This window comes from Chenggangzhangella methanolivorans, from assembly GCF_042648545.1.
GTDB lineage: Bacteria > Pseudomonadota > Alphaproteobacteria > Rhizobiales > Methylopilaceae > Methylopila > Methylopila methanolivorans.
In genome coordinates, this window is the sequence record NZ_JBHRXS010000020.1 from 23,352 (window position 1) to 45,393 (window position 22,042).

General features: G+C 67.2%; 27 protein-coding genes. 22 read left to right on the top strand and 5 right to left on the bottom strand.

Features of this window, described 5'->3' with window-relative positions; genetic code table 11:
* Window positions 1–133 precede the first annotated feature (133 nt).
* From ACFOWB_RS25625 to ACFOWB_RS25640, 4 genes are all read left to right on the top strand, one after another.
* Complete coding sequence (locus ACFOWB_RS25625; RefSeq protein WP_261401846.1) at window positions 134–667, top strand: molybdopterin-dependent oxidoreductase; 534 nt, start codon at window positions 134–136, stop codon at window positions 665–667.
* 189 nt (window positions 668–856) lie between these two features.
* Window positions 857–1,459: a TetR/AcrR family transcriptional regulator gene (locus ACFOWB_RS25630; protein WP_261401845.1), complete on the top strand. Its 603-nt coding sequence runs from the start codon at window positions 857–859 to the stop codon at window positions 1,457–1,459.
* 103 nt (window positions 1,460–1,562) lie between these two features.
* A complete protein-coding gene (locus ACFOWB_RS25635) occupies window positions 1,563–2,243 on the top strand; it encodes a type 1 glutamine amidotransferase domain-containing protein (RefSeq protein WP_261401844.1) in 681 nt (226 codons plus the stop codon).
* Window positions 2,244–2,310: 67 nt separating this feature from the next.
* A complete protein-coding gene (locus ACFOWB_RS25640) occupies window positions 2,311–2,958 on the top strand; it encodes an NAD(P)H-binding protein (RefSeq protein ID WP_261401843.1) in 648 nt (215 codons plus the stop codon).
* Between the two features lie 6 nt (window positions 2,959–2,964).
* Here ACFOWB_RS25640 and msrA read toward each other — a convergent pair whose 3' ends face one another.
* Both msrA and msrB read right to left on the bottom strand, forming a co-directional pair.
* Window positions 2,965–3,672, bottom strand: coding sequence for a peptide-methionine (S)-S-oxide reductase MsrA (msrA, locus tag ACFOWB_RS25645; RefSeq protein WP_378150181.1), 708 nt, complete (start codon window positions 3,670–3,672; stop codon window positions 2,965–2,967).
* Window positions 3,673–3,951: 279 nt separating this feature from the next.
* Window positions 3,952–4,443: a peptide-methionine (R)-S-oxide reductase MsrB gene (msrB, locus tag ACFOWB_RS25650; protein ID WP_378150183.1), complete on the bottom strand. Its 492-nt coding sequence runs from the start codon at window positions 4,441–4,443 to the stop codon at window positions 3,952–3,954.
* 247 nt (window positions 4,444–4,690) lie between these two features.
* Between msrB and ACFOWB_RS25655 the strand changes: the two genes are divergently transcribed.
* From ACFOWB_RS25655 to ACFOWB_RS25665, 3 genes are read left to right on the top strand one after another with little or no spacing between them, the layout of a single operon-like run.
* On the top strand, window positions 4,691–5,299 hold the full coding sequence (locus ACFOWB_RS25655) for an AraC-like ligand-binding domain-containing protein (RefSeq protein WP_261405789.1): 609 nt from the start codon (window positions 4,691–4,693) through the stop codon (window positions 5,297–5,299).
* 41 nt (window positions 5,300–5,340) lie between these two features.
* A complete protein-coding gene (locus ACFOWB_RS25660) occupies window positions 5,341–5,682 on the top strand; it encodes a helix-turn-helix domain-containing protein (protein WP_378150209.1) in 342 nt (113 codons plus the stop codon).
* Window positions 5,683–5,695: 13 nt separating this feature from the next.
* Entirely contained in the window at window positions 5,696–6,991 is a 1,296-nt protein-coding gene (locus ACFOWB_RS25665; protein WP_378150185.1) for an MFS transporter, read from the top strand.
* Between the two features lie 517 nt (window positions 6,992–7,508).
* Here the strand turns inward: ACFOWB_RS25665 and ACFOWB_RS25670 are convergent.
* Window positions 7,509–7,676: a hypothetical protein gene (locus ACFOWB_RS25670; protein WP_378150187.1), complete on the bottom strand. Its 168-nt coding sequence runs from the start codon at window positions 7,674–7,676 to the stop codon at window positions 7,509–7,511.
* Between ACFOWB_RS25670 and ACFOWB_RS25675 the strand changes: the two genes are divergently transcribed.
* On the top strand, window positions 7,605–9,104 hold the full coding sequence (locus tag ACFOWB_RS25675) for an HWE histidine kinase domain-containing protein (protein ID WP_378150211.1): 1,500 nt from the start codon (window positions 7,605–7,607) through the stop codon (window positions 9,102–9,104). The two genes, ACFOWB_RS25670 and ACFOWB_RS25675, sit on opposite strands and share 72 nt — an antisense overlap.
* Before the next feature lie 72 nt (window positions 9,105–9,176).
* Here the strand turns inward: ACFOWB_RS25675 and ACFOWB_RS25680 are convergent, their stop codons facing one another.
* On the bottom strand, window positions 9,177–9,596 hold the full coding sequence (locus tag ACFOWB_RS25680) for a VOC family protein (RefSeq protein WP_261401838.1): 420 nt from the start codon (window positions 9,594–9,596) through the stop codon (window positions 9,177–9,179).
* 535 nt (window positions 9,597–10,131) lie between these two features.
* On the opposite strand from ACFOWB_RS25680, the gene ACFOWB_RS25685 reads away from it, so the two are divergent.
* Window positions 10,132–10,320: a hypothetical protein gene (locus tag ACFOWB_RS25685; protein ID WP_378150189.1), complete on the top strand. Its 189-nt coding sequence runs from the start codon at window positions 10,132–10,134 to the stop codon at window positions 10,318–10,320.
* Between the two features lie 93 nt (window positions 10,321–10,413).
* Here ACFOWB_RS25685 and ACFOWB_RS25690 read toward each other — a convergent pair whose 3' ends face one another.
* Window positions 10,414–10,662: a hypothetical protein gene (locus tag ACFOWB_RS25690; protein WP_378150191.1), complete on the bottom strand. Its 249-nt coding sequence runs from the start codon at window positions 10,660–10,662 to the stop codon at window positions 10,414–10,416.
* A 316-nt stretch (window positions 10,663–10,978) separates the two neighbouring features.
* Here ACFOWB_RS25690 and ACFOWB_RS25695 point away from each other — a divergent pair, with 316 nt between their 5' ends.
* The 13 genes from ACFOWB_RS25695 to ACFOWB_RS25755 all read left to right on the top strand — a co-directional run bounded on the left by ACFOWB_RS25695 (window position 10,979) and on the right by ACFOWB_RS25755 (window position 21,714).
* Window positions 10,979–11,191, top strand: coding sequence for a cold-shock protein (locus ACFOWB_RS25695; protein ID WP_378150193.1), 213 nt, complete (start codon window positions 10,979–10,981; stop codon window positions 11,189–11,191).
* 205 nt (window positions 11,192–11,396) lie between these two features.
* Window positions 11,397–11,534 (top strand): hypothetical protein, encoded by a 138-nt coding sequence (locus tag ACFOWB_RS25700; RefSeq protein ID WP_261401836.1) that lies wholly within the window; start codon window positions 11,397–11,399, stop codon window positions 11,532–11,534.
* Window positions 11,535–11,545: 11 nt separating this feature from the next.
* Complete coding sequence (locus ACFOWB_RS25705) at window positions 11,546–11,815, top strand: hypothetical protein (RefSeq protein ID WP_261401835.1); 270 nt, start codon at window positions 11,546–11,548, stop codon at window positions 11,813–11,815.
* Window positions 11,816–12,046: 231 nt separating this feature from the next.
* Complete coding sequence (locus ACFOWB_RS25710) at window positions 12,047–12,301, top strand: hypothetical protein (RefSeq protein ID WP_378150196.1); 255 nt, start codon at window positions 12,047–12,049, stop codon at window positions 12,299–12,301.
* Window positions 12,302–12,806: 505 nt separating this feature from the next.
* Window positions 12,807–13,886, top strand: coding sequence for an LLM class flavin-dependent oxidoreductase (locus ACFOWB_RS25715; RefSeq protein WP_261401833.1), 1,080 nt, complete (start codon window positions 12,807–12,809; stop codon window positions 13,884–13,886).
* Window positions 13,883–14,758 (top strand): ABC transporter permease subunit, encoded by an 876-nt coding sequence (locus tag ACFOWB_RS25720; RefSeq protein WP_261401832.1) that lies wholly within the window; start codon window positions 13,883–13,885, stop codon window positions 14,756–14,758. The genes ACFOWB_RS25715 and ACFOWB_RS25720 overlap by 4 nt, the downstream gene beginning before the upstream one ends.
* Window positions 14,755–15,498, top strand: a complete 744-nt coding sequence (locus tag ACFOWB_RS25725) for an ABC transporter ATP-binding protein (protein WP_378150199.1) — start codon at window positions 14,755–14,757, stop codon at window positions 15,496–15,498. Before ACFOWB_RS25720 ends, ACFOWB_RS25725 begins: the two co-directional genes overlap by 4 nt.
* 9 nt (window positions 15,499–15,507) lie before the next feature.
* The gene (locus tag ACFOWB_RS25730) at window positions 15,508–16,503 is read left to right on the top strand and encodes an ABC transporter substrate-binding protein (RefSeq protein ID WP_261401831.1); all 996 of its coding nucleotides are present in this window, start codon (window positions 15,508–15,510) and stop codon (window positions 16,501–16,503) included.
* Window positions 16,504–16,514: 11 nt separating this feature from the next.
* On the top strand, window positions 16,515–17,321 hold the full coding sequence (locus tag ACFOWB_RS25735) for a MetQ/NlpA family ABC transporter substrate-binding protein (protein ID WP_378150202.1): 807 nt from the start codon (window positions 16,515–16,517) through the stop codon (window positions 17,319–17,321).
* The gene (locus ACFOWB_RS25740; protein ID WP_261401830.1) at window positions 17,314–18,423 is read left to right on the top strand and encodes a methionine ABC transporter ATP-binding protein; all 1,110 of its coding nucleotides are present in this window, start codon (window positions 17,314–17,316) and stop codon (window positions 18,421–18,423) included. The genes ACFOWB_RS25735 and ACFOWB_RS25740 overlap by 8 nt, the downstream gene beginning before the upstream one ends.
* The gene (locus ACFOWB_RS25745) at window positions 18,404–19,057 is read left to right on the top strand and encodes a methionine ABC transporter permease (RefSeq protein ID WP_378150204.1); all 654 of its coding nucleotides are present in this window, start codon (window positions 18,404–18,406) and stop codon (window positions 19,055–19,057) included. The genes ACFOWB_RS25740 and ACFOWB_RS25745 overlap by 20 nt, the downstream gene beginning before the upstream one ends.
* A 10-nt stretch (window positions 19,058–19,067) precedes the next feature.
* Window positions 19,068–20,456 (top strand): LLM class flavin-dependent oxidoreductase, encoded by a 1,389-nt coding sequence (locus ACFOWB_RS25750; RefSeq protein WP_378150206.1) that lies wholly within the window; start codon window positions 19,068–19,070, stop codon window positions 20,454–20,456.
* Between the two features lie 25 nt (window positions 20,457–20,481).
* Complete coding sequence (locus ACFOWB_RS25755; RefSeq protein ID WP_261401829.1) at window positions 20,482–21,714, top strand: acyl-CoA dehydrogenase family protein; 1,233 nt, start codon at window positions 20,482–20,484, stop codon at window positions 21,712–21,714.
* Window positions 21,715–22,042 lie beyond the last annotated feature (328 nt).

Here is a 22,042-nt window from a genome sequence, read left to right on the forward strand (position 1 = left end):
TCGAAGGTCGCAATTGACGGCACCGTCATATTCTTTGAAACATAACGATCTTAATGTCGCCGTATCATCTCCACTTCGGCGCCCGCTTTCGTCCGACGTCCGGACCGCGCCCAGATCACTCCAGGATTCGACGATGACCCGCTTCCGCACGCTCGCCGCCGCCGTTGCTTTCGCCGCCCTCGCCTTCGGAGGGACCGCTCAGGCGGCGTCCTGCGACGGCGGGTTCTCCAGTAGCTTCAAACTGCGCGGCGAGGTCGAGAACCCGACGACCTTCAAGCTCAAGGACCTGAAGAAGCTTCCGTCCTCGCGCGTGACCGTGACCTACTTCTCGGGCAGCGCGGGTCTCGTCACCCAGACCTACACCGGCGTCTCGCTCAACGACATGCTGGCCGCGGCGGTCATCAAGCTCGATCCTACCCGCAAGAACGACATCCTGAGAAAGTACGTCGCCGTCCGCGCCACCGACTGCTACGAGGCGATCATCGCGGTGGCCGACCTTCTGCCCAACTTTGGCGCCCAGCAGGTTCTTATCGCCTATGCCGACGGCAACGGCCAACCGCTCAGCGAAACCGAGGGCATGGCCCGGCTGATCATCGCTGGCGACAAGCAGGGCGGGCGTCTGGTGTCCAACGTCAAGGCGGTCATCGTCGGCAGCGCCGAGGACTGACGGTCCATAGCGCCGCAGGAGAGTTCCGGACCTCAATCATCCGGAAGCTTCGGCGCCTGGCGGAGAGCGGAACGCGGCGGGATCCGGAAGAGCATGCGGCGCCTCCGGACCCCGCCCAGGCCGACGCCCGCTCACAACGCGCTGGCCCACCACTAGACGACCGGTCTAATTCGTTCTATATGGCTCTCCATGAGCCAAGGGCATGAAACCATCGACGTCCGGCAGCACATCCTCCACACCGCCACGACCATAATGGCGGCGAAGGGGTTTTCGGCCGTCGGCCTGAACGAGATCCTCGTCTCGGCGCAGGTCCCGAAGGGTTCGTTCTATCATTACTTCGGCTCCAAGGACGCGTTCGGCGAAGCAATCCTGAAGGACTACTTCGAGGACTATCTCGCCGATCTCGACGCGACGCTCACTGCGGCAGACAAGACGCAGGCCGAACGCCTGATGACCTATTTCGCCGGCTGGCGCGAAACCCAGGGCAGTTTCGACCACCAGGGCAAATGCCTTGCAGTGAAGCTCGCGGCCGAGGTCTCCGACCTCTCCGAGGCGATGCGGCTCGCGCTCAAAGCCGGCGCCGCCGGTATCGTCGATCGGCTGACCGGCGCCATCGCGGCCGGCGTCGCCGAAGGGTCGCTCTCGGTCGAAGACGCCCCGGCGTCCACCGCTGAGAACCTCTATCAGACCTGGCTCGGCGCAAGTCTGATGGCGAAGATCGAGCGGAGCCCGGCTCCCTTCGACGCCGCCATGGCCGCGACTCGCCGAACTCTCAACCTCCCGGCGCGCTGATCGGAGCAACGTCCTGGCGGAACTCGCGCCGAGTTTCGCCAATTTTATAGACGACCGGTCTACTCAAACAGGCGCCGGTCGAACCGCTGAAGAGGAGTTGACGATGAAGATCCTGATGGTGCTGACCTCGCACGACCAGCTTGGCGAAACCGGACGCAAGACTGGCTTTTGGCTGGAGGAGCTCGCCGCGCCCTACTACGCGTTCAAGGACGCGGGCGCGGAGATCATCCTTGCCTCGCCCAAAGGCGGCCAGCCGCCGCTCGACCCGAAAAGCAACGAGCCGGACTTCCAGACCGACGCCACGCGGCGGTTCGAAGCCGACGCGGACGCAAAGGCGGCGCTTGCCTCCACCGTGCGTCTCGACTCCGTCTCGCATGACGGCTTCGACGCGGTGTTCTATCCGGGCGGCCACGGCCCGCTCTGGGATCTGGCGGAGGACAGGGACTCGATCGCTTTGATCGAGACCACGCTCTCGGCCGGAAAGCCAGTCGCGCTCGTCTGTCACGCGCCCGGCGTGCTGCGTCACGCCAAGGCCCGAAGCGGCGCGCCACTCGTCGAAGGCAAGCGCGTCACCGGCTTCGCCAATTCGGAAGAGGACGCAGTGGGGCTGACCGACGTGGTGCCGTTCCTCGTCGAGGACGAGCTCAAGCGCAACGGCGGCGACTTCTCCAAGGGAGCCGACTGGGCGCCCTATGTGGTCGAGGATGGTCTGCTCGTCACGGGGCAGAATCCCGCCTCGTCGGAGCCCGCCGCCAAGGCGCTGATCGCGCGCCTGAACGCCTGAGCGTCAACGGGAGCGGCCGGCGCTCGTTCGCCGGCCGCTCAGTGAACTCAAACGGAGAGGACCTTCCATGAAGACCTTCATCGTCGGGATCGCGGGCAATGTCGGGTCGCGCCTAGCAGCGAAACTGGCGGCCCACGGCGACGTGGTCGACGGGCTCTACCGCCGCAAAGAGCAGGGCGAGCGGCTGAAGGCGCTCGGTGTCGGGGCGACGCATGGCGACCTCGTGGCGATGAGCGCTGAGCAGCTTGCGGACGCCGTTTCCGGCTCAGACACGCTGGTGTTTTCCGCGGGGGCCGCGGGCGAAGGCGGCGCGGCCATGACGACCGCGATCGACGGCGAGGGCCTCACCAAGTCGATCGAGGCCGCGCGCCTCGCGGGCGTCTCGCGGTTCCTGCTGGTCTCGGCCTTCCCGGAAGCCGGCCGCCACAAACAGCTCTCGGAGACGTTCGAGCACTATATGGCGGTCAAGAAGCAGGCCGACATGGAGCTCGCCGAGAGCGACCTCGACTGGATCATCCTCCGCCCCGGAACGCTAACCGATGATCCGGGCTCAGGCAGGATCCGCATCGGCCCCGCGCTGACCTACGGCTCCGTCCCGCGCGACGACGTCGCGGAGACGCTTGCGGCGCTCGTCCATGCGCCGCGGATCTCGAGACGGATCCTGGAGCTGACCGAGGGGGAGACGCCGGTCGCGGACGCGATCGTCGCGCTGTGACTGGCGTCAGTTCGTCGCCGCGGCGACCAGGGTCGGCTTGGTCCTGTAAAGGTCCGGAAACATCGTCTGCAGCGCCTTCACCTTCGGGATGTCGTTGATGGCGATGTAGGGCTGGTTGGGATGCAGGGTCAGATAGTCCTGGTGGTAGGCCTCGGCCGGATAGAAGGACTTTCCGAGCTCGATCCTGGTGACGATCGCGGCGTCGTAGACGCGGGCCTGATTGAGCTGAGCGATATAGGCCTTGGCCACCTTGGCCTGCTCGGCGCTCGCGGCGAAGATCGCCGAGCGGTACTGCGTCCCGCGGTCCGGGCCCTGCCGGTTCAATTGGGTCGGGTCATGCGCGACCGAGAAATAGACCTGCAGGATCTTGCCGTAGGTCACCTTCTTCGGATCGAAGGTGACGCGGACCGCCTCGGCGTGGCCCGTGGCGCCGCCGCCGACCGCCTCGTATTGCGCCGTCGACTTGTCGCCGCCGGCATGACCGGACATCGCCTCGGTGACGCCCTCGAGGTGCTGGAACACGCCCTGCACGCCCCAGAAGCAGCCGCCCGCCAGCACCGCGGTTTCGAGGCCCGGGCCGGCCGGCGCGTCGATTGCGGGCGCGGGGATCGCCACCGCCTCCTCGGCGGAGCATCGCGCGACCGAAAGGCCAGTCGCGGCCGAAAGTGCGATCGCCGCGACGACGCCGGCAGCCTTGATGCGTGAACTCGTCATGTCAGCCTCCCTCAGCCAAAGGTGAACGCGAAGGCCCGCGGGCCCGGATCCAGGATCTCGCTCTCGAACGCATGGCCGCCGCCCGGCCCGCTCTGACGCACGAACTGCTGGAGCCAGTGATCTTCACGACGCCCTCGCCGTTCTCGTCGACGTCGCCCCAATGATTGTCTTCGGCGCGGCCCTGTCGATCGTTACGCGGAAACGCGCCGGCGCGCCGTTTTCTTCCGAGCCGTGGACGAAGGGCCGGTCGGCCTACGCGAGCACGAAAAGCGGCATAGGTTACGCGGCAGCCGGCCGGAACGTCATCGCGACGCCGTTCATGCAATAGCGCAGGCCGGTGGGCTTCGGCCCGTCGTTGAACACATGTCCCAGATGGCCGCCGCAGCGGGCGCAGTGGACCTCCTCGCGTTCCATCCCGAAGGCGGTGTCGCGCCCCGTGCCGATCGCCTTGTCGAGCGGCGCCCAGAAGCTCGGCCAACCGGTGCCGCTGTCGAATTTCGTTTCGGAAGAGAACAGCGGATTCTCGCATCCCGCGCAGGCGAAACGGCCTTTGCGGCGCTCGTCATTGAGCGGGCTCGAATAGGGCCGCTCCGTGCCGGAAAGCCGAAGCACCGAGAACTGCTTTTCGGTCAGGCGCTTGCGCCATTCCGCGTCGCTCATCGCGATCTCGAAGGAGCCCTCCGCCGCGACCGCCGGCCGGCGGCCCCAAACGCCGAACGCAAGAGCCCCGGCGGCTGCGCCGACTACAAGAACACCCCGCCTGGTGACCATTTGGCCTGCTCCCGTTCTGACGCGTCTCACAACAGGTACGTGCGGAGACGCCTTATCGTTACGAGCATTTCGTCCGCCCGCGCTCGTAATGTCGCAGGCCCAACCTATCGAACGACGCGCGTCCTCGATCGGTTGCGCGCCGCGCAGGTTTGCAGACATCGGAATCCTACGTGATTTTACAGTCTTGTCCTTGGAAGCCGGGGTCAGCTAATTTGCTGTGGTGGCATAGTAGGAGAGCGTGCGTTCGATGAGTGCGGCGGCGACGGCCCGCTCGGTCGTCAGCTTCTCGACGGCGAGCGCCGACGACGGCGGTCGTAACGGATTCGAGGCGTATCACGACCTTTACGGGCCGGTGGCGGACGTCGTCGGTCTTGATGGGCGTTTCGCCGTCAGCGTCGAGGCGCAGCGCCTCGACGAGATGATCCTGTTCGATCGCCGGCTTAAGAGCGTGCGCCATGTGAGATGCGCGCGGCGCGTCGCGCGGAACGGCTTCGATCATTTCACGGCGCAGCTCGTGCTCGACGGCGAATTTGATGTCGAGACCGACGCAGGCGCGCGTCGGGTCCAGCGCGGCGAAATGGTCCTGATCGACATGACGCGGCCGATGGCGACCACCGTGAGCGACGCTCGGGTGCTGACGCTGTCCACCCCGCGCGCGCTGATCGAACGAATGGGCGGGCCGGACGGGCTTCATGGCGCGGTGATCCCGGAGAGCCGGTCGGCCATGCTCGGCGGGCTGCTCTCCTCGTTCCTCCGATTTCCGGACGACCCCGCCCCGTCGGACCGCATGCGCATCGCGCAGGTCGCGGTCGAGCTTCTGTCGCTTGCTCTGAAGGCGAAAGCGGGCGCGCGCTGACCGCCTCCGACCAGGCCTGCCGACTTCGCGCGCGACGGTTCATCGACGCTAACCTCGCCGCCGGTCCTGACGAGGTCGCGCGCGCGGTCGGCCAGTCGCGCTCGGCGCTTTACCGCGCCTTCGCAGACTTCGGCGGGGTCGCGCGCTTCATCCGGACGCGTCGTCTGGCCCGCATGCGCCTTCTGTTGGGACGGACAAGCGACGGCCGCCGCATCGGCCAGATCGCCTTCGACTGCGGCTTCGTGAGCGAAAGCGACGCCTCTCGCACGTTCCGCGAAGCCTTTGGCGTCACGCCGGGCGAATACCGGTCCGCGCGCATCGGAGACGGCGCAACGTCCGGGGAGCGGTCGGAGATCGCGCTCTGGTGGGACCAGATGCGCTGACGGCGCCGGTCCCGTGACGAGCAGGGCGTATGAGGCGTCGCGCCGCGGGTGGACCGTGGCGATCGTGCTCGGCCTCGTGCATCTTGCGGCCTTCACCGACCGCTATCTGATCGCCCTCGCCGCGCCCGCGCTCAAGGCTGATCTCCGCCTCAGCGACTTCCAGATCGGGCTGTTGCAGGGCTCGGCCTTCGTGCTCGTGTTCGCGGTCGCCGCGCTCGCTTTCGGATCGGTCGCGGACCGCTCCCGCCGCACGTTGGTGATCGCCGTCAGCCTCGCCTGCTGGAGCGCGGCGAACGCCGCCTTCGCGTTCTGCTCGACGTTCGGCGAGATGTTTTCCGCCCGCGTCGCGCTCGGGCTCGGCCAGGCGGCGCTCTCGCCGGCGGCGCTCTCGCTGATCGCCGCCACCGCGCCACACGGACGCATCGGCCAGGTCGTCTCGATCTACACCTCCGGCTCGACGCTCGGCCGCAGCGCCGCATTTCTCGGCGGCGGAGCGCTGATGTCGGTTCTGGCCTCCGCGCCGCTCGCCTTCGCGGGCGATCCGCAAGCCTGGCGCGCGCTGTTCATCGTGAGCGTCATCCCGAACTTCGCGCTGATCGTCGCCGTGCTGGCGTTGCGCGAGCCTGCGCGCGCGGCCGGGAGCGCGCAAAATCCCTCCCATGCGTGGCGCGGCTGGCTCGCCCGCCACTGGCGCCGCTACGCCGTCCATATCGCGGCGGCGGGAGCGGCCACGATGGCGATCCAGGCGGTCACGGCCTGGACGGTCACGGCGCTGGTGCGCCGGCACGGCTACGACATCGCACGCGCCGGCGCGGTCTTCGGTCTGGTCGTGCTGGCCGCAGGGCCCGCCGGCCACCTGACCGGCGGCGCTTTGCTCGACGCCTTTCGCCGCAGCGCCGGAAGTCGGGCGCCCTACATGGTGCTGGCCTTGAGCCTGACGAGCGCGGCGCCGGCCGCCTGCCTGTTCTGCCTCGGCGAGGGACCAACCGCGATCGCTGGCTTGCTCGCATTGACCTATGCGCTGGGCCTCGCCACGCCCGCCGGCTTTTCGGGCGTGCAGACCATGACGCCCCGCGCGATGCGTGGGCGGGCGAGCGCGCTCTTCCTGTGCTGCAACACGCTGATCGGGTTCGGGCTGGGGCCGCCCCTTGTGGGCCTTCTGACAGACCAGCTGTTCGGGGACGCCGCCGTCCATCTTTCGCTTTTGAGCGCGATCGTCGGCGGATGCGCGATCGGCGTCGCGGTCTGCGCCGCAAGACTGGCGTCGCTCCAAGCGCATATGAAAAATCACGTACGGAAAACGGCTTAGCCCTATCCGACCAGCTTCGATCTGGGACGCTCCGTCAAGGCTCCAATTCGGCCGCGCTGCTAATTCGGCGCCTGTCACCCGGCGGCATGAGCACGCGCGGGTCGATGATCTTCAGAGCGCGACGGTGAAACAGGCCACGCTGATCGAGACGTTTGCGGCGCGTCTCGACTCTCTCTCTCTCTCTCTCTCTCTCTCTCTCTCTCTCTCTCTCTTTGCCAGCCCCTCATGCGCGCCAGCGCCGAGTAGCGGTGGACCCTGCCGGCGCTGATCCCGCCCCGCAAACCGGCGAAGGCCGTGGGCGGTCAGACTTCGACGAGATCGGCTGAAACTTTGGAGCGACATCGGCGTTTCGCTCTGCGATCCACAGACCAACTCTCTCGCACCCGAGAACTTCAGTGGCAATCTGCGGCTCGAGGCCTCGCCGAGTTGGCGTCTGTTGGAATGCGTCATGACGAACGTGCTCTATATTGATCCGGCCGGCTCTCGCTCCGCGCCGCCCTTCGTCACAGGCGCCCTGTCAGACATCGAGCTGCTGCACTCCATTAGCGTGGAGTTGATCGGCTAGAAGGACCGCGCCGAGCTCTACGGCAAGATTGTCGACGCCGCGATCTCGATCACGCAGTCGCAGTTCGGCACGATGCAGCTCCTGTGCCTGACGAACGACCACCCCGGTCGCTCCGGTCATCTGCAGCTTTTGTGCTCCCGCAATCTGCCGCCCGAAGCGGAGCGTTTCTGGCAGTGGGTGAGCCCTTCTGCGCTCAGCAGCTGCGCGATGGCGCTCAGGTCCGGCCGGCGGGCCGTCATCCCCGACTACGAACAATGGGACGAGATCGTCGGAACGGAGGAACTCAACGCGTTCCGGCGCACCAACATCCGCGCCGCCCAGACGACGCCTCTGCTGTCGCGTAGCGGCGCCCTGCTCGGGATGATTTCGACGCATTGGAGCGACGCGCACGAGCCGTCCGACCGCGACCTTCGCCTGCTCGACATCCTTGCCCGTCAGGCCGCCGACCTTCTCGAGCGCGCCATCGCCGACGAGGCGCTGCGGGAGCGCGAACAGGAGCTCGACCGCAAGTGCGAGGCGCTGCGAGAGTCCGAAGAGCTCCAGAGGATGCTCACCGGCGAACTCAGCCACCGCGTGAAGAACATGCTTGCGACCGTGCAGGCGATCGCATCGCAAACTCTGCGCCATAGCGCCGAGCCGCATGATTTTGTCCAAAGCTTTGGCGGCCGCATCCAGTCCATGTCGCGCGTGCATTCCCAGCTGAGCGCCAACGAGTGGAAGGGCACGCAGCTTCGAGACGTCGTCCAGGACCAGATGAAGCTTGGACCTGTCGACGAAGCGCAGATCTCGGCGCGCGGTCCCGATGTCTATCTCGACGCGACCGCCGTGCCGAAGATGGCGATGATCCTTCATGAGCTCGGCACGAACTCGCTGAAGTATGGCGCGCTTTCGAAGACCGATGGCGCGGTTGGGATCGCCTGGAACGTAGTCGGACGGGTGCTGGAGATCCGGTGGACCGAAAGCGGCGGCCCGAAGGTCGAGGAGCCGATCCGTCGCGGGTTCGGCAGTCGCCTGATCGAGATGAGCGTTCGCGGCGCCGGCGGCGATGCGGCCATGTCGGTCGAGGCCGGCGGCGTGCGTTGGGACATTGCGTTTCCGCTCGCCGCCAACCCGGCCTTGGCTGAGGCGCCGGCCGGCGCCCGCCGCGGAAGATCCCGCGCGACGAACGCCTCTCGGACGTCGCTGGACGCCGACCGTCTTGCAGGCAAGCGCATCTTGGTGGTCGAAGACGAGCCTCTGCTCGCAATGGATATCGTCGGCCAGCTCGAAGACGCCGGCGCGATCGTGGTCGGTCCGGCCGCGAGCGTGATCGCGGCGCTCGGCCTGATCGAGCAGTACCGGTTCGACGCCGCTCTTCTCGACGCGAACCTTGATGGCTTTGCGGTCGACGACGTCGCGGCGTCGTTGGCGCGGATCAACGTGCCATTCGCGTTCATGAGCGGATATGGCAAGGAGTCGCTGCCTGCATCCTTCGAGGACGTGCAACTGCTGCCGAAGCCGTTCAACGCCGGTCAGCTTCTGGATCTAGCGGGCGAACTCGTCGTCTGAAATGCCCTGAAGAGCGCCTCGTCGCGTTCGAGTTCCCCCGCACTGGCAAGAGGCGGAAGCGGGGCGGCGGCTTCAGAGGCCGAAGGCGACGTGCCCGTCCGAGCTGATCGGGAAGGCAGGGTTCCAGGCGATCTCCCAAACGTGGCCGTCGGGATCCGCCAAATAGCCGCGACAGCCGCCATGTGGCGGCTCGTCGGCCGGTCGCAGGATCACGCCGCCATGTTTTGCGAGCCGGGACATCACAGACTCGACGTCGTCTCGGTCGGCGACATTGTGCCCGAGCGAAAAGCCAGCGCTCGGTTGGGCGGCGCGACGGGCATCCTCGGCGAGACGGTCGGCCGCCCAGGTCCCCAGCACAAACCCGTTCATCTGATAGAACACGATCTCGTCGTTCTCAAAGACCGGCCGCCAGCCGAAGCCTTCGACGTAGAAGCGCTTCGAACGCGCGAGATCGACCACGCCAAGCGTGACCACTGACATCTGCTGCTGCATTTCAACATCCCTCTCGAAGCCCCGCCGCGGAATGCGCTCGGGATCTCGTCTCGGGACTTGGACGCTGTCGCGCGTCAGCCAGAACTCCGCGCATTCTTGCGGGAGCGACCGGGCTAACCAAAACCGGTCCGCCTTTCCAGACGGGCGAAGGCTACGCTCCATGTCGCGGGCGTCAACCTCCGATTGGGGCCAGCGCGCATCGCATGGTCAGCGAGACGGTCATGCAGGAGAAGACCGGCCGGTCCTTTTCGAGATCGCCGAGCCTGCGCGAGACCGCGCATAGCCTGGCCTTCGGCGGCCGCAGGCAAGGGTGGCTTTCGACCGTCGCAGACACTGCGATGAACGGCTGATCGTCGCTTTATCTTGTGCCGGCGCGGAAACGCTAAGATTTCTGATAGAAGTATGTGCTAAATTATTTGAGGTTGGATCAGGAAACGCCGACCCACTCCCTCAAAAGACAGACCTCGGTTTTTCAAGCCTGAGCCGTCGACTGTCTCGCGTGAAGTCGTCCATTAAGGCTGATTTTGGATATCCATTGGCAAAACTGATCGAAGTCAAAAGTCTCGGCGGCACGAATTTCGTTCGCCCCGATCGGGTCATCGCCGTCCAGACGTCGCCCACGGGCTCCACGGTCATCGTGATGGAGGGCGGGGCTGTGGTGAACTCTTCGGAGACCACGCTGGCGGTGGCGGCCAGACTGAGGGCGGCCGAAGACGACAGCTAAGGCCCAAACGAAACCTACTCGACGATCCGGGGCGGGCTCCACCTCACTCCTCACTCCCGTCGCGTGGCCCGAAACGCGCGGCGGGTCATGCGGCTATGCGGGATCGGTCGACGCCTCCTCGGAGACGTCGACCGGCGCGCCGGCGTCTTCGGCCAGACCTGCTCCGGGCCCTTGAACCACCTCGTCTCCACGGCGGCATACGCCCCGCGTATGGGTCTCGATCGCCGCGAGAGCGTCGTCGAGCGAAGCGAACGGTCCGCAACGCATTTCCTTCATCGTCTCACGAGCCTTTCCCCCGGGTTCGACGGCGAACGCGTCGCCTTTCGCGCGGATCACGCCCATCGATCGACCGAGAAGATCCGTCAGCCGCCATTCGCTTCGGCCGGCGACCGGGTTCACCATGACGTCCAAGCTGTGTCCCATCTCAATATCGAAAGCTGCGCCTGGCGCGCAGCCTCATTTATTTATGCGAAATAATTTATCGGCGTCCTTGTAAAACGTCACAGTCGCGCGCATTTTAAGTCGTCGTTCAAAAGAATTACGATTTGAGATGCAGGGCCTGCAAGGCTCGCACGTCAGATTTTATTTCAGATCAATTGAGATACGACCGCGTCGTCAGACAGGGCTGCGCGCAGTTTTATTTTTTAGAGGAAGTCCCATGTCCACGGGAACAGTTAAATGGTTCAACGCCCAGAAGGGGTTTGGCTTCATCGCGCCTGACGACGGGTCCACGGATGCGTTCGTGCACATTAGCGCCGTCGAGCGCGCCGGGATCTACGATCTCCGGGAGGGCCAGAAGGTCGAGTACGAGCTCGTCGCCGATCGCAAGACCGGCAAGATGTCGGCCGACCAGTTGCAAGTTCAGGTCTGAGCGCGACGTCCTCCGGGCCCGGAGGACGTCCGCGCCGTTGCTAAAGCGAGGTCGACCACGGATGTACTGGCGAACCTTGCCGGCGGCGTCGCCGCGCCAGATCGGAAGAGACGCTTAGGCGTCTTCGACCCCGTCGCCTCGAGAGGCGGCGGGGTTTTTTCTTCCGGCCCCGCGTTCGGGACCGGCCAACCCGGGAGCACGGCGCATGGCGAAGGCCCAAAAACGCGGCAACAAGGAAGCCAAGAAGCCGAAGAAGATCAAGGAGCCGGTCGCGGCTCCCACGGCGTCGTCTCGCGGCGTCCTCGCGACCGCCGCCGGATCGCCCAAGGCCAAGAAGTCCTGAAGGCCGAGGACGTGGCCACCCGCACCACCGAGACCACCGTGACGTTCCGGCGCTCGTTCGACCTGACGGCGATCGAGGAGCGCCAGCCGGCCGGAACCTACCGCTTGGTCATCGACGAAGACGAGATCCTCGGGGTCTCGTTTCTCGCTTACCGCCGCACCGCCACGATGCTGCAGACGCCGGCGTTGTCTTCGCGCGGCCCGGTCCAGTCGCATCTGGTCGACCGCGCTGATCTTGAAGCCGCCCTCGAGGCGGACCGGAAGACCGAGGCCGACCTTTGACCGGCTCGAGCGCAGCGACCGTCGCAGCCTGGGTGTCGGACAGGCTGATCCCGCTGGTCGTCCTCGTGATCGTCGCGGCGATGTTCTGCTTTGCGGGTTGGATCAATTGAGGCCTCGCCTCTCACCAAAGAGCGATGACTGCATCGCCGACGAAATCCGGCGATCCGGACAGGAGACGATATGAAATATCTTGGCGCGATCAGAAGAGACGGAACGCTTGGGTCTACGGCGGTGGCCAGCAGGCTCGAGCTTGAACTGTACCAGCAGAACGGCGGGATGATCACCGCGTCGGGCGAAATCGAAGCCCAAAGCTCGACCATCGCCCAATTCAAGAGCCGCCAGGCGATCGAGTTCGTGACGAGCGACGGCCACAGGATCAATCTGGCGCTGTCCGATCCGAAGCGCTCGCCGACCGGCACCATCGCCCAGATCACGGCGACTGGCGATCTGCCGTCGATGAAAGGCGGGGCGCTCGGCTGGCGTTAGCCGGTCGGGGCGCTCTTCATCGTTTCCTTGGGGCGGCCGCGCGCCGCCTCAGGAGCCGGCCGTGCTTCGCATGGTCCGGCTCACAAGGCTTGAAAGATCCTCGGCCGCGAGGGTTTTTGCAGCCGGTCGAAGCCGAAGACTTGTTTGACCTGGACCGGCGCAACGCCGACGCCGGTCTCCTCGATATCGATCCGGACCAAGCGTCGCCCGAAGCGTCTTCCGCCGGGCCCAAGACGCGCTTGGTCAAAAGCCTTCGCCGTTCATCGCGTCGCGTGGATCGACCTTAAGGTCGACGGCGGCTGTTTCGAACTGGCTGGCATCCGCCTCTCCCCCACGCTTTGCGCCGATTTCCTGGCTCTGCACGTGTCGGCGCCGCGCTTGAGGCGGCGCTTGCGGCCGCCCTTCTCGCATCTGCGAAATTTGGCGCGCCACGCACTGGACAGCGCCACCTGATTCATTATAGCGATTTGATAGATTATTAGCCGACGGTTTCTGGAGGCTGCTGATGTCGCATGTTTGTTTTGGCGTGTGGGCCCCGGTCCATGGCAACCGCGCCGCCGCCCATGATCCGCTCGAGCCCTATGACGCTTCCTGGGCGCACAACCGCGATACGGTGCTCGAAGCCGAGGCGCTCGGCTATGACGCGACGCTCGTCGCGCAGCATACGGTGAACCCGCATTTCGCCGAGCGTGACCAGATCGACTCCTGGACCGCGACCGCCGCGATCGCCGCTTTGACCAGCCGCATCGAGCTGATCTCCGCCATCAAGCCCGGGCTGTTCCACCCGGTCGTGCTCGCCAAGATGGCGCTGCAGATCGAAGAGATTTCGGGCGGCCGCTTCGGCCTCAACCTCGTCAACGCGTGGAACCACGCCGAATTCGAGAAGGCGGGGATGCCCTTCCCCGAACACGACGCGCGCTACGCCTATGGATCCGAATGGCTTTCAGTGGTCGAACGCCTCATCCGCGGCGAGACCGTCACGCACAAGGGCGAGAACTTCTCGCTCGACGCCTACACGCTTCGCCCGGCGAGCCGCCACCGCGCGCGGCCCAAGATCTACCTCGGCGGCGAGTCCGAGCCGGCGCGGGCGCTTGCGGCCGGATTGAGCGACGTCTGGTTCATCAACGGCCAGCCGATCGAAACCGTCGAGGCTCTGATTTCGGACCTGAAAGCGCGTCCGCGCAAGGGTCCGCCGCTGGGCTTCGGCCTCTCGGCCTTCGTCATCGCGCGCGAGACCGAAGCCGAGGCGAAGGCCGAACTCAGCCGCCTCGTTGAGCTCAAGGAAAAGGACAAGCCCGCCAAGGCGATCCAGGAGTCGAACACCGACGCGAAGGTCGTGATGTTCCAGACGATGGCGAAGCGCAGCTTCGTCGGCACCAATGGCGGCACGGCCGCCGGGCTCGTCGGCTCCTACGATCAGGTGGCCGAGCGCGTCGACGCATTCGCCAAGGCCGGCGTCGAGCTGTTCATGCTGCAGTTCCAGCCGCTGCGCTCGGAAATGCGGCGCTTCGCCGAAGAGATCTTTCCGCGCTTCGGCAAGGCCGTGGCCGCGCCCGCGCCGCGCTATTCGGAGACGGCGCGATGAGCCTCGCCGAAGATCGCGCCTCGGTCCCGGTCGCGGGGTCGTCCGCCGCGCCGCGCAGACGTCCGGCGAAGGCGCCCGCAGGCGGCCCGTCCAAGCGGGCCTCGCGCCAGGCGCTGGCCGCGCTTTCCTGGGCCGCGCCTGTCGCGTTCCTCATCGTGTGGGAGACGCTCTGCCGCTCGGGCTATGTCGCGCCGCAGATCCTTCCCGCCCCGAGCAAGGTCGCGCTGACCGCCTGGAAACTCGCGACCACAGGAAGCCTCTTTCACGACCTCGGCGTCAGCCTGTTGCGCGCCGCGACGGGCTTTACGATCGGCGGCGCGCTCGGCTTCGCGCTCGGGGTCGCGGTCGGCTTCTCGCGGGTCGCCGAAGCCGCGATCGACCGCAGCGTCCAGATGGTGCGCGCGGTGCCGTTCCTGGCTGCGCTGCCGCTCACCATCATCTGGTTCGGGGTGGGCGAGACCCAGAAGATCTTCCTCGTCTCCCTCGGCGTGCTGTTCCCGATCTACGTCAACACGGTTCTGGGCATCAGGCAGGTCGACCCGAAGCTTCTCGAGCTCGCCCGTGTGCAAGGGCTCTCGGCCTGGACCACCATTGCCCGCGTGATCCTGCCCGGCGCGCTGCCCTCCGTGCTGACAGGCGTGCGCTATGCGCTCGCGGTCGCCTGGCTCGCGCTTGTGGTCGCCGAGACGGTCGGCGCGCAGGCGGGGCTCGGCTTCCTGGCGATGGACGCGCGCGAGTTCCTGCGCACCGACGTCATCGTGCTGACGATCGTGATCTACGCGGCCATCGGCGCGGGCTCCGACGCGATCGCGCGGCTGCTCGAACGCCGCCTCCTGCGCTGGCACCCGAACTACGCGGAGGGCGCCCGATGAGCCTCTCGGTCGTCGCCTCCCGCCCCGCGGTCGCGGTCCGGGGGCTTGTCCGCCGCTATGGCGCGCGCACAGTGATCGCCGGCCTCGACCTGACGATCGAGCGCGGCGAGTTCGTGGCCCTGCTCGGCGAAAGCGGCTGCGGCAAGACCACCCTGCTTCGCGCTCTCTCCGGCCTCGATCCGATCGACGGCGGCGCGGTCGACGCGCCCCGTCGGCCCGCGGTCGTGTTCCAGGAGCACCGCCTGCTGCCTTGGGACAGCCTCTGGCGCAACGTCTCGCTTGGGCAGCCGGAGAACGGCGCGCGCGAGCGGGCCGCCGGTGCTCTCGCGGAGGTCGGGCTCGGCGAGCGCCTCGACGACTGGCCGCGCAACCTGTCCGGCGGACAGGCGCAGCGCGTGGCGCTCGCCCGCGCGCTGGTGCAGGAGCCGGAGCTGCTGCTGCTCGACGAGCCCTTCGCGGCGCTCGACGCGCTGACGCGGCTCAAGATGCAGGCGCTCGTGAAAGAGCTCGTGGCGCGCCACCGGCCGGGCGTCCTGCTCGTCACCCACGACGTCGACGAGGCGATCGCGCTCGCCGACCGCGTGCTGCTGATGCGCGGCGGCGCGATCGCGTTCGAACGCCGGATGACCGGCGGGAGCGCGTCCGCGGCGATCCGCGAAGAGCTTCTCGAACAGCTGGGCGTCCCATCGTCCGCGCGCCGCGTCGCCGCCCGCCCCTCCCCTTCCCACCCGGTCGTCTGAGGCCTTAAAATGTCGTCCCTGCCCAAACTCTCGCGCCGCGCGCTGCTTGCGACCTCGACCGTCGGGGCCGGCGCTCTCGCGCTCGGCCTGAAGCCCGGCGCCGCGCTTTCCCGCAACACCGACAAGGTCCGTCTGACCTTCGGTCCCTCGGGCCAGCTGACCCAGATCGCCAAAGACCGCGGCGCGCTCGAGAAGACGCTCAACGACCAGGGCGTGAAGGTCGAGTGGATCGGCCCCTTCCCGAACCACGCCCCGACATTGCAGGCGGTCACCGGCGGCAGCGCCGACTTCTCGTTCGGCGGCTCGACCACGCCGGCGCTTGCGGCGATCGCCGCCGGCTCGCCGCTCGTCTTCACGCAGTTCCTGATCTACCGCCCGCGCACCACCTCGATCATCGCCAAGGACGGCTCCGGCATCGACAAGGTCGAGGATCTCGTCGGCAAGTCGGTGGCGGTGAACCGCTCTGGGCTCGGCGAGTTCCTGCTGGTCGCGGCGCTCGAGAAGCACGGGATCGACCGCTCCAAGGTCAACGTCGTCTATCTCAACCCGCCGGACGCCGCGCCCGCGCTCGCTTCCGGCAAGGTCGACGCCTGGTCGATGTGGAGCCCCGGCGTCGACATCGCGCGCCATGAATACAAGGCCCACAACGTGTTCTTCGAGGAGACCGATCTCGACTTCCAGATCGACTTCACGACCTGGCTGACCTCGAAAAAGTTCGCGGCCGAGAACGCCGACCTCGTGCGCCTCGTGAACAAGGCGCTCAAGGACGAAGCCGACTGGGCGACGGCCAACCCGCAAGAGTCGGAGAAGATCGCGCAAGGGTCGCCGCCCCGCTACGTCGACGCGGTGCGCGAGCGCTTCCTGACGCTGAAGCGCACCTATGAAATCTACCCCGTCACCGACAAGGCCTTCGTCGAGCGCCTGCAGAAGGCCGCTGACTGGCTTGTCGAGCGCAAGGTGCTGCCCGAGCCCGTCGCGATCACGGACCTGCTGGCGCAGGTCTGAGGAGGCGACATATGCGAAAGCTTCTCCTCGCCGCGGTCGCCGCCCTCGCGACGCTGACGGCCGCCCCGGCCATGGCCGGCAAACTCAAGATCGGCACGGTGCCGGGCGGCTACGGCGACTCGATCGCCGCGGCCGCGGAAGACGCCAAGACGCAAGGCCTCGACGTCGAGGTCGTCGAGTTCACCGACTGGACGACGCCCAACGTCGCGCTTCAGTCGGGCGACATCGACATCAACTACTTCCAGCACCGCCCGTTCCTGAACAAGGCGATCGAGCAGCGCGGCTATGACTTCACCGACGTCGGCGTCGGGGCGCTGGCCAATGTCGGTCTCTACTCGCTGAAGCACAAAAGCTTCGCCGACATCCCTCAGGACGGGAAGGTGGCGATCGCCAACGACCCGGTGAACCAGGGACGCGGCCTCCTGCTTCTGCAGAAGGCCGGCCTCGTGAAGCTGAAAGACGGCGTGGGCTATCTCGGCTCGCTCGACGACATCGTCGAGAACCCGAAGAACCTGAGCTTCACCGAGGTGGAGGGGCCGCAGCTGGTGCGCGTCACCGGCGACGTCGACCTTGCGCTCGGCTACCCGCATTTCATCGTCGCCTCCAAGGCCTTCGACGCGCGCAGCGGGCTGATCTTCTCAGGCATTGAGGACAAGCAGTTCGCGATCCGCTTCGTGGTGAGAAAAGACCGCGCGGCCGATCCGGACATCGCCAAGTTCGTGAAGGTCTACCAGACCTCCCCAAAGGTCCGGGCGGTGCTCTCGAAGGCGTTCGCCGACGATCCAAAACTCTACGCGCTGGCGTGGGTCGATGACTGAGGCGTTCGCGCTCGCCCGGAACCCGGCCTCCACGGGCAGACGGAGCGCGGAGGTCGTCGACATTCGGCCGGAGCCCGCCAAGGCTGCGATCTCGTTCCGCGGCGTCGCCAAGACCTATGTCTCGCCGCGCGGCGAGATCGGGGCGTTGAAGAACATCGACGTCGAGGTTCCCGAGGGACGCGTCTTCGGCGTCATCGGCCGCTCCGGCGCAGGCAAGTCGAGCCTGCTGCGTCTTGTGAACCGGCTCGAAAGCGCGACGACCGGACAGGTGATCGTCGACGGCGAAGACGTCGGCGCGCTCGACGGCGAGGCGCTGATCGCGCTTCGCCGCCGCGTCGGCATGATCTTCCAGCACTTCAACCTGCTGTCGGCCAAGACCGTCTACGAGAATGTGGCGCTGCCTCTGAGGGTCGCGGGCTGGAGCCGCGAAGACACCGAAAAGCGCGTCACCGAGATGCTCGATCTCGTTGGGCTCTCGGACAAGCGCGACGCCTATCCAGGGCGGCTCTCGGGCGGCCAGAAACAGCGCGTCGGCATCGCGCGCGCGCTCGCCGGACGGCCCAAAATCCTGCTGTGCGACGAAGCGACATCCGCGCTCGACCCAGAGACCACGCAGTCGATCCTCGCGCTGCTCAGGGACATCAACCGCCGGCTCGGCATCACCATCATGCTCATCACCCACGAGATGAGCGTGATCCGCGAGGTCTGCGACGAGGTGCTCGTGCTGGAGAAGGGCGAGGTCGCCGAAGCCGGCCTCGTCTGGCGCGTCTTCGGCGATCCGCGACATCCCGCAACCAAGGCGATGCTCGCCCCGCTCTCCCACGGCCTGCCGGACGATCTGGCCGGCCGGGTTCAATCGACGCCGCCGCGCGACGTCGGAGAGGCGCTGGTCGAACTGTCGTTTCGCGGCGAGCGCGATCCTGATCTCGGCGCGATCACGGCGTCGCTCGGACTTTCCGCGCGGGTGCTTTCCGCAAATCTCGACCGCATCGGCGGCCACACCCAGGGCCGCCTGCTGGCCGCGCTTCCCGTAAGGGCCGGCGCCGGCCCCGACCTTCCCGAAAACGCGAGGGTGATCGGCTATGTCGCCTCAAATGATTGAGCGCCTCTGGCGCGCCTTGTTCGACACCGTGCAGATGGTCGGACTCTCGGCGCTGATCGCGCTTCTCGTCGGCGTGCCGCTCGCAGTGCTGCTGGTGATGTCGCAGCCCGGAGGGCTGACGCCCGCGCCGAAACTCCACCGCGCGCTTGGCTCCGTCATCAACGGCTTCCGCGCCATTCCCTTCATCGTGCTGCTGGTCGCGCTGCTGCCGGTGACGCGCTTCCTCACCGGCACGACGATCGGCGTCTGGGCGGCGATCGTGCCGCTCGCGATCTCGGCCACGCCCTTCTTCGCGCGGATCGCGGAAGTCTCGCTGCGCGAGGTCGACAAGGGGCTGATCGAGGCCGCGCAAGCGATGGGCTGCCGGCGCCGGCACATCGTGACCCATGTGCTGCTGCCCGAGGCGCTGCCGGGGCTCATCGGCGGCTTCACCATCACGGTCGTCACCATGATCGGCGCATCCGCCATGGCGGGCGCCGTGGGCGCGGGGGGCTTGGGCGACGTCGCGATGCGCTACGGCTATCAGCGCTTCGACACCACCGTGATGGCGGCCGTGATCGTGATCCTGATCGCGCTCGTGACGCTCGTGCAGGTCGCCGGCGACCTCGCGGTGCGCCGTTTGAAGGCGCGCTGAGGTGGCCGTCATGCCGAACGAGATCCTGCTCAACGCCTTTTCGATGAACGCCGTCGGGCACCAGTCGCCGGGGCTGTGGCGGCACCCGCGCGACCGATCGGGCGAGTTCAATCGCCTCCCGTTCTGGACGGAGCTCGCCAGGACGCTGGAGGCGGGCCTGTTCGACGGGCTGTTTCTAGCCGACGTGCTCGGGATCTACGACGTCTACGGCGCTTCGCCCGACGCCGCGCTCCGCCACGGGACGCAGGTGCCGGCCAACGATCCGTCGCTGCTCGTTCCGGCCATGGCGGCGGTGACGAAAAACCTCGGCTTCGGCGTCACCTCGAACCTGTCCTACGAAAACGCCTTCCCGTTCGCGCGGCGGATGTCGACGCTCGACCACCTGAGCGAAGGGCGCATCGGCTGGAACGTCGTCACCGGCTATCTCGACAGCGCCGCGAGGGCCGCGGGACTGAACAAGCAGCGCGCCCATGACGACCGCTATGCGGTGGCCGAAGAATACATGGACGTCGTCTACAGCCTCTGGGAAGGCAGCTGGGACGACGACGCGGCGGTGCGCGACGTCGCGCGCGGCGTCTTCACCGATCCAGATCGCGTGCGTCCCGCAGTGTATCGCGGCCGGCACTTTTCGCTCGACGCGGTGCATCTTTCCGAGCCCTCGCTCCAGCGCACGCCGGTGATCTACCAGGCGGGCACATCGCCGGCCGGCCGGGCCTTCGCGGCCCGCCACGCCGAATGCGTGTTCATGTCGGGACCAAGCGTGACGGCGCTGAAGCCTCGCGTCGCCGATATCCGGCGGCTCGCCGCCGAGGCCGGTCGTGATCCCGCAGCGATCAAGATCTTCGCCATGGCGACCGTGGTGACAGGCCCGACCGACGCCGCCGCGGAAGCCAAGCTTGCGGACTATCGGCGCTACGTCAGTCCCGAGGGCGCGCTGACGCTGATGTCCGGCTGGACCGGCGTCGACCTGTCGACCTTCCGGCTCGACGACGAGGTCCGCCATGTCGAGACCGACGCCGGACGCACTGCGATGGAGAACATCACCCGCGCCGACCCCTCGCGCGTCTGGACCGTGCGTGAGGTCGCGCAGCATGTCGGGATCGGCGGCATCGGCCCGGTGTTCGTAGGCTCCGGACGCACGGTCGCGGACCTGATGGAGGCGTGGATCGCCGAAACCGGCGTCGACGGCTTCAACCTCGCTTACGTGGTCGCGCCCGAGAGCTTCGAGGACGTGGTCGAACACGTCGTGCCCGAGCTTCAGCGACGCGGCCGCTACAAGCGCGCCTACGCGCCCGGAACGCTGCGCGAGAAACTCGGCGGCGCCGGGCCGAGGCTGCCCTCAAGCCATCCCGCATCCGGCTTCCGCTCGCCCCGCGCGCATGCGCAGGCGGCCGAATAATCCCCCGATCGAGGAGACGCCTGCCATGAACGTCATCGCCCGGGCCGCCAGCTTCGCGACTCCCGAGATCCCTCGACTGGGCTCGCCCGAGTTCAGGACCCTGCTGCAGGAGATCGCGGCCGGCGCCTCGGAGCGCGACGCCAAGCGCATCCTGCCCTTCGAGCAGGTCGAGCTGCTGCGCCGCGCGCGGATCGGCGCGCTTCGCCTGCGCAAGGAGGACGGCGGCGCAGGCGTCGGCTTGCGCGAACTGTTCGCCACCGTCGTCGCGCTCGGCGAAGCCGACCCCAACGTCGCGCAGATTTTGCGCAACCATTTCGGCTTTTCCGAGCGCTTCTGCCAGCCGGCCCCGAACGACGCGCACCGGCCATGGGCCCGGCTGATATCGGGCGGCGAGATCGTCGGCCTGGCGATGACCGAACTCAACGACCGCAACGTCGGCGGCACGGGCTTCGACACCAAGCTCTCGCCGAAGGGCGACGGCTACGTGCTGAACGGCGTGAAGTATTTTTCGACCGGCAGCCTCTTCGCCGACTACGTGATGGTGCGCGCCCAGGATCTCGCCGACCGCTTCGTCACCGTGGTGGTTCCGGCCAAGCGCGCGGGCGTGACGCTCATCGACGACTGGGACGGCTTCGGGCAGCGCCTCACCGGCACCGGCACGACGCGGTTCGAGGACGCGCCCGTGCGAGGCGACGAGGTCGTTTTCGACGACGACACGAAGGGCCAGGGCTATGATCGGCCCTATCACGGGTCGTTCCAGCAGCTGTTCCTGACCGCGATCGTCACCGGGATCATCCGCTCCGCCGCGACCGACGCCGCGGCGCTCGTGAAGCGTCGCGCGCGCTCCTTCTCCTTCGCGCCGGCCGAAAAGCCGGCCGACGATCCGATCCTGCAGCAGGCCGTCGGCGAGATTTCTTCCGCGGCCTTCGCCGCGGAAGCCGCCGTGCTGGCCGCCGCCGACGCGCTCGAACGCGCGGTCGAGAGCCGGATGGACGGATCGCCGGATCTCGACGCGGCGCATGAGGGCGCGCTCGCCGCCGCCAAAGCCAAGGTGGTGGTCGACGAACTCGCGATCCGGTCGGGCTCGAAGATCTTCGACGTCGGCGGAGCGACCTCGACAAAGGCGAGCGCGAACCTCGACCGCCACTGGCGCAACGCCCGAACGCTCGCGACCCACAACCCCGCGTCCTACAAGGCGCGCGGCGTCGGGCAACATCTTGTTACGGGCGAGCGAGCGCCGCTGACCGGATTTTTCTGAAGATTTGGCGGACCCAGGTCAGCGCGGCGCGCCTCGAAGACAAGCCCAGCGACCTGAGGCCAAAGCCGGCGACGCACCGACAGCGCTCGTGCATGTCACCCCGAGCTGACGCCGATCTGCGCTTGCGCCGATCCGGCGCCTTGGACCGCCCTTCCCTGCTCAAGCGCCGCCGGCCGCGCGGCCGGCGACAGAAAATTCCGCTGAGATTTCCGAGGCTTCACCGACTCTTTCCCACAGATCGACGTCATGTCGCTTCATCGTCACGGATAGGCGTTGACAGTTGGAGTTTGTGGGGCCTATACAGCGGCCATCGGCGGCGGCGACGGAG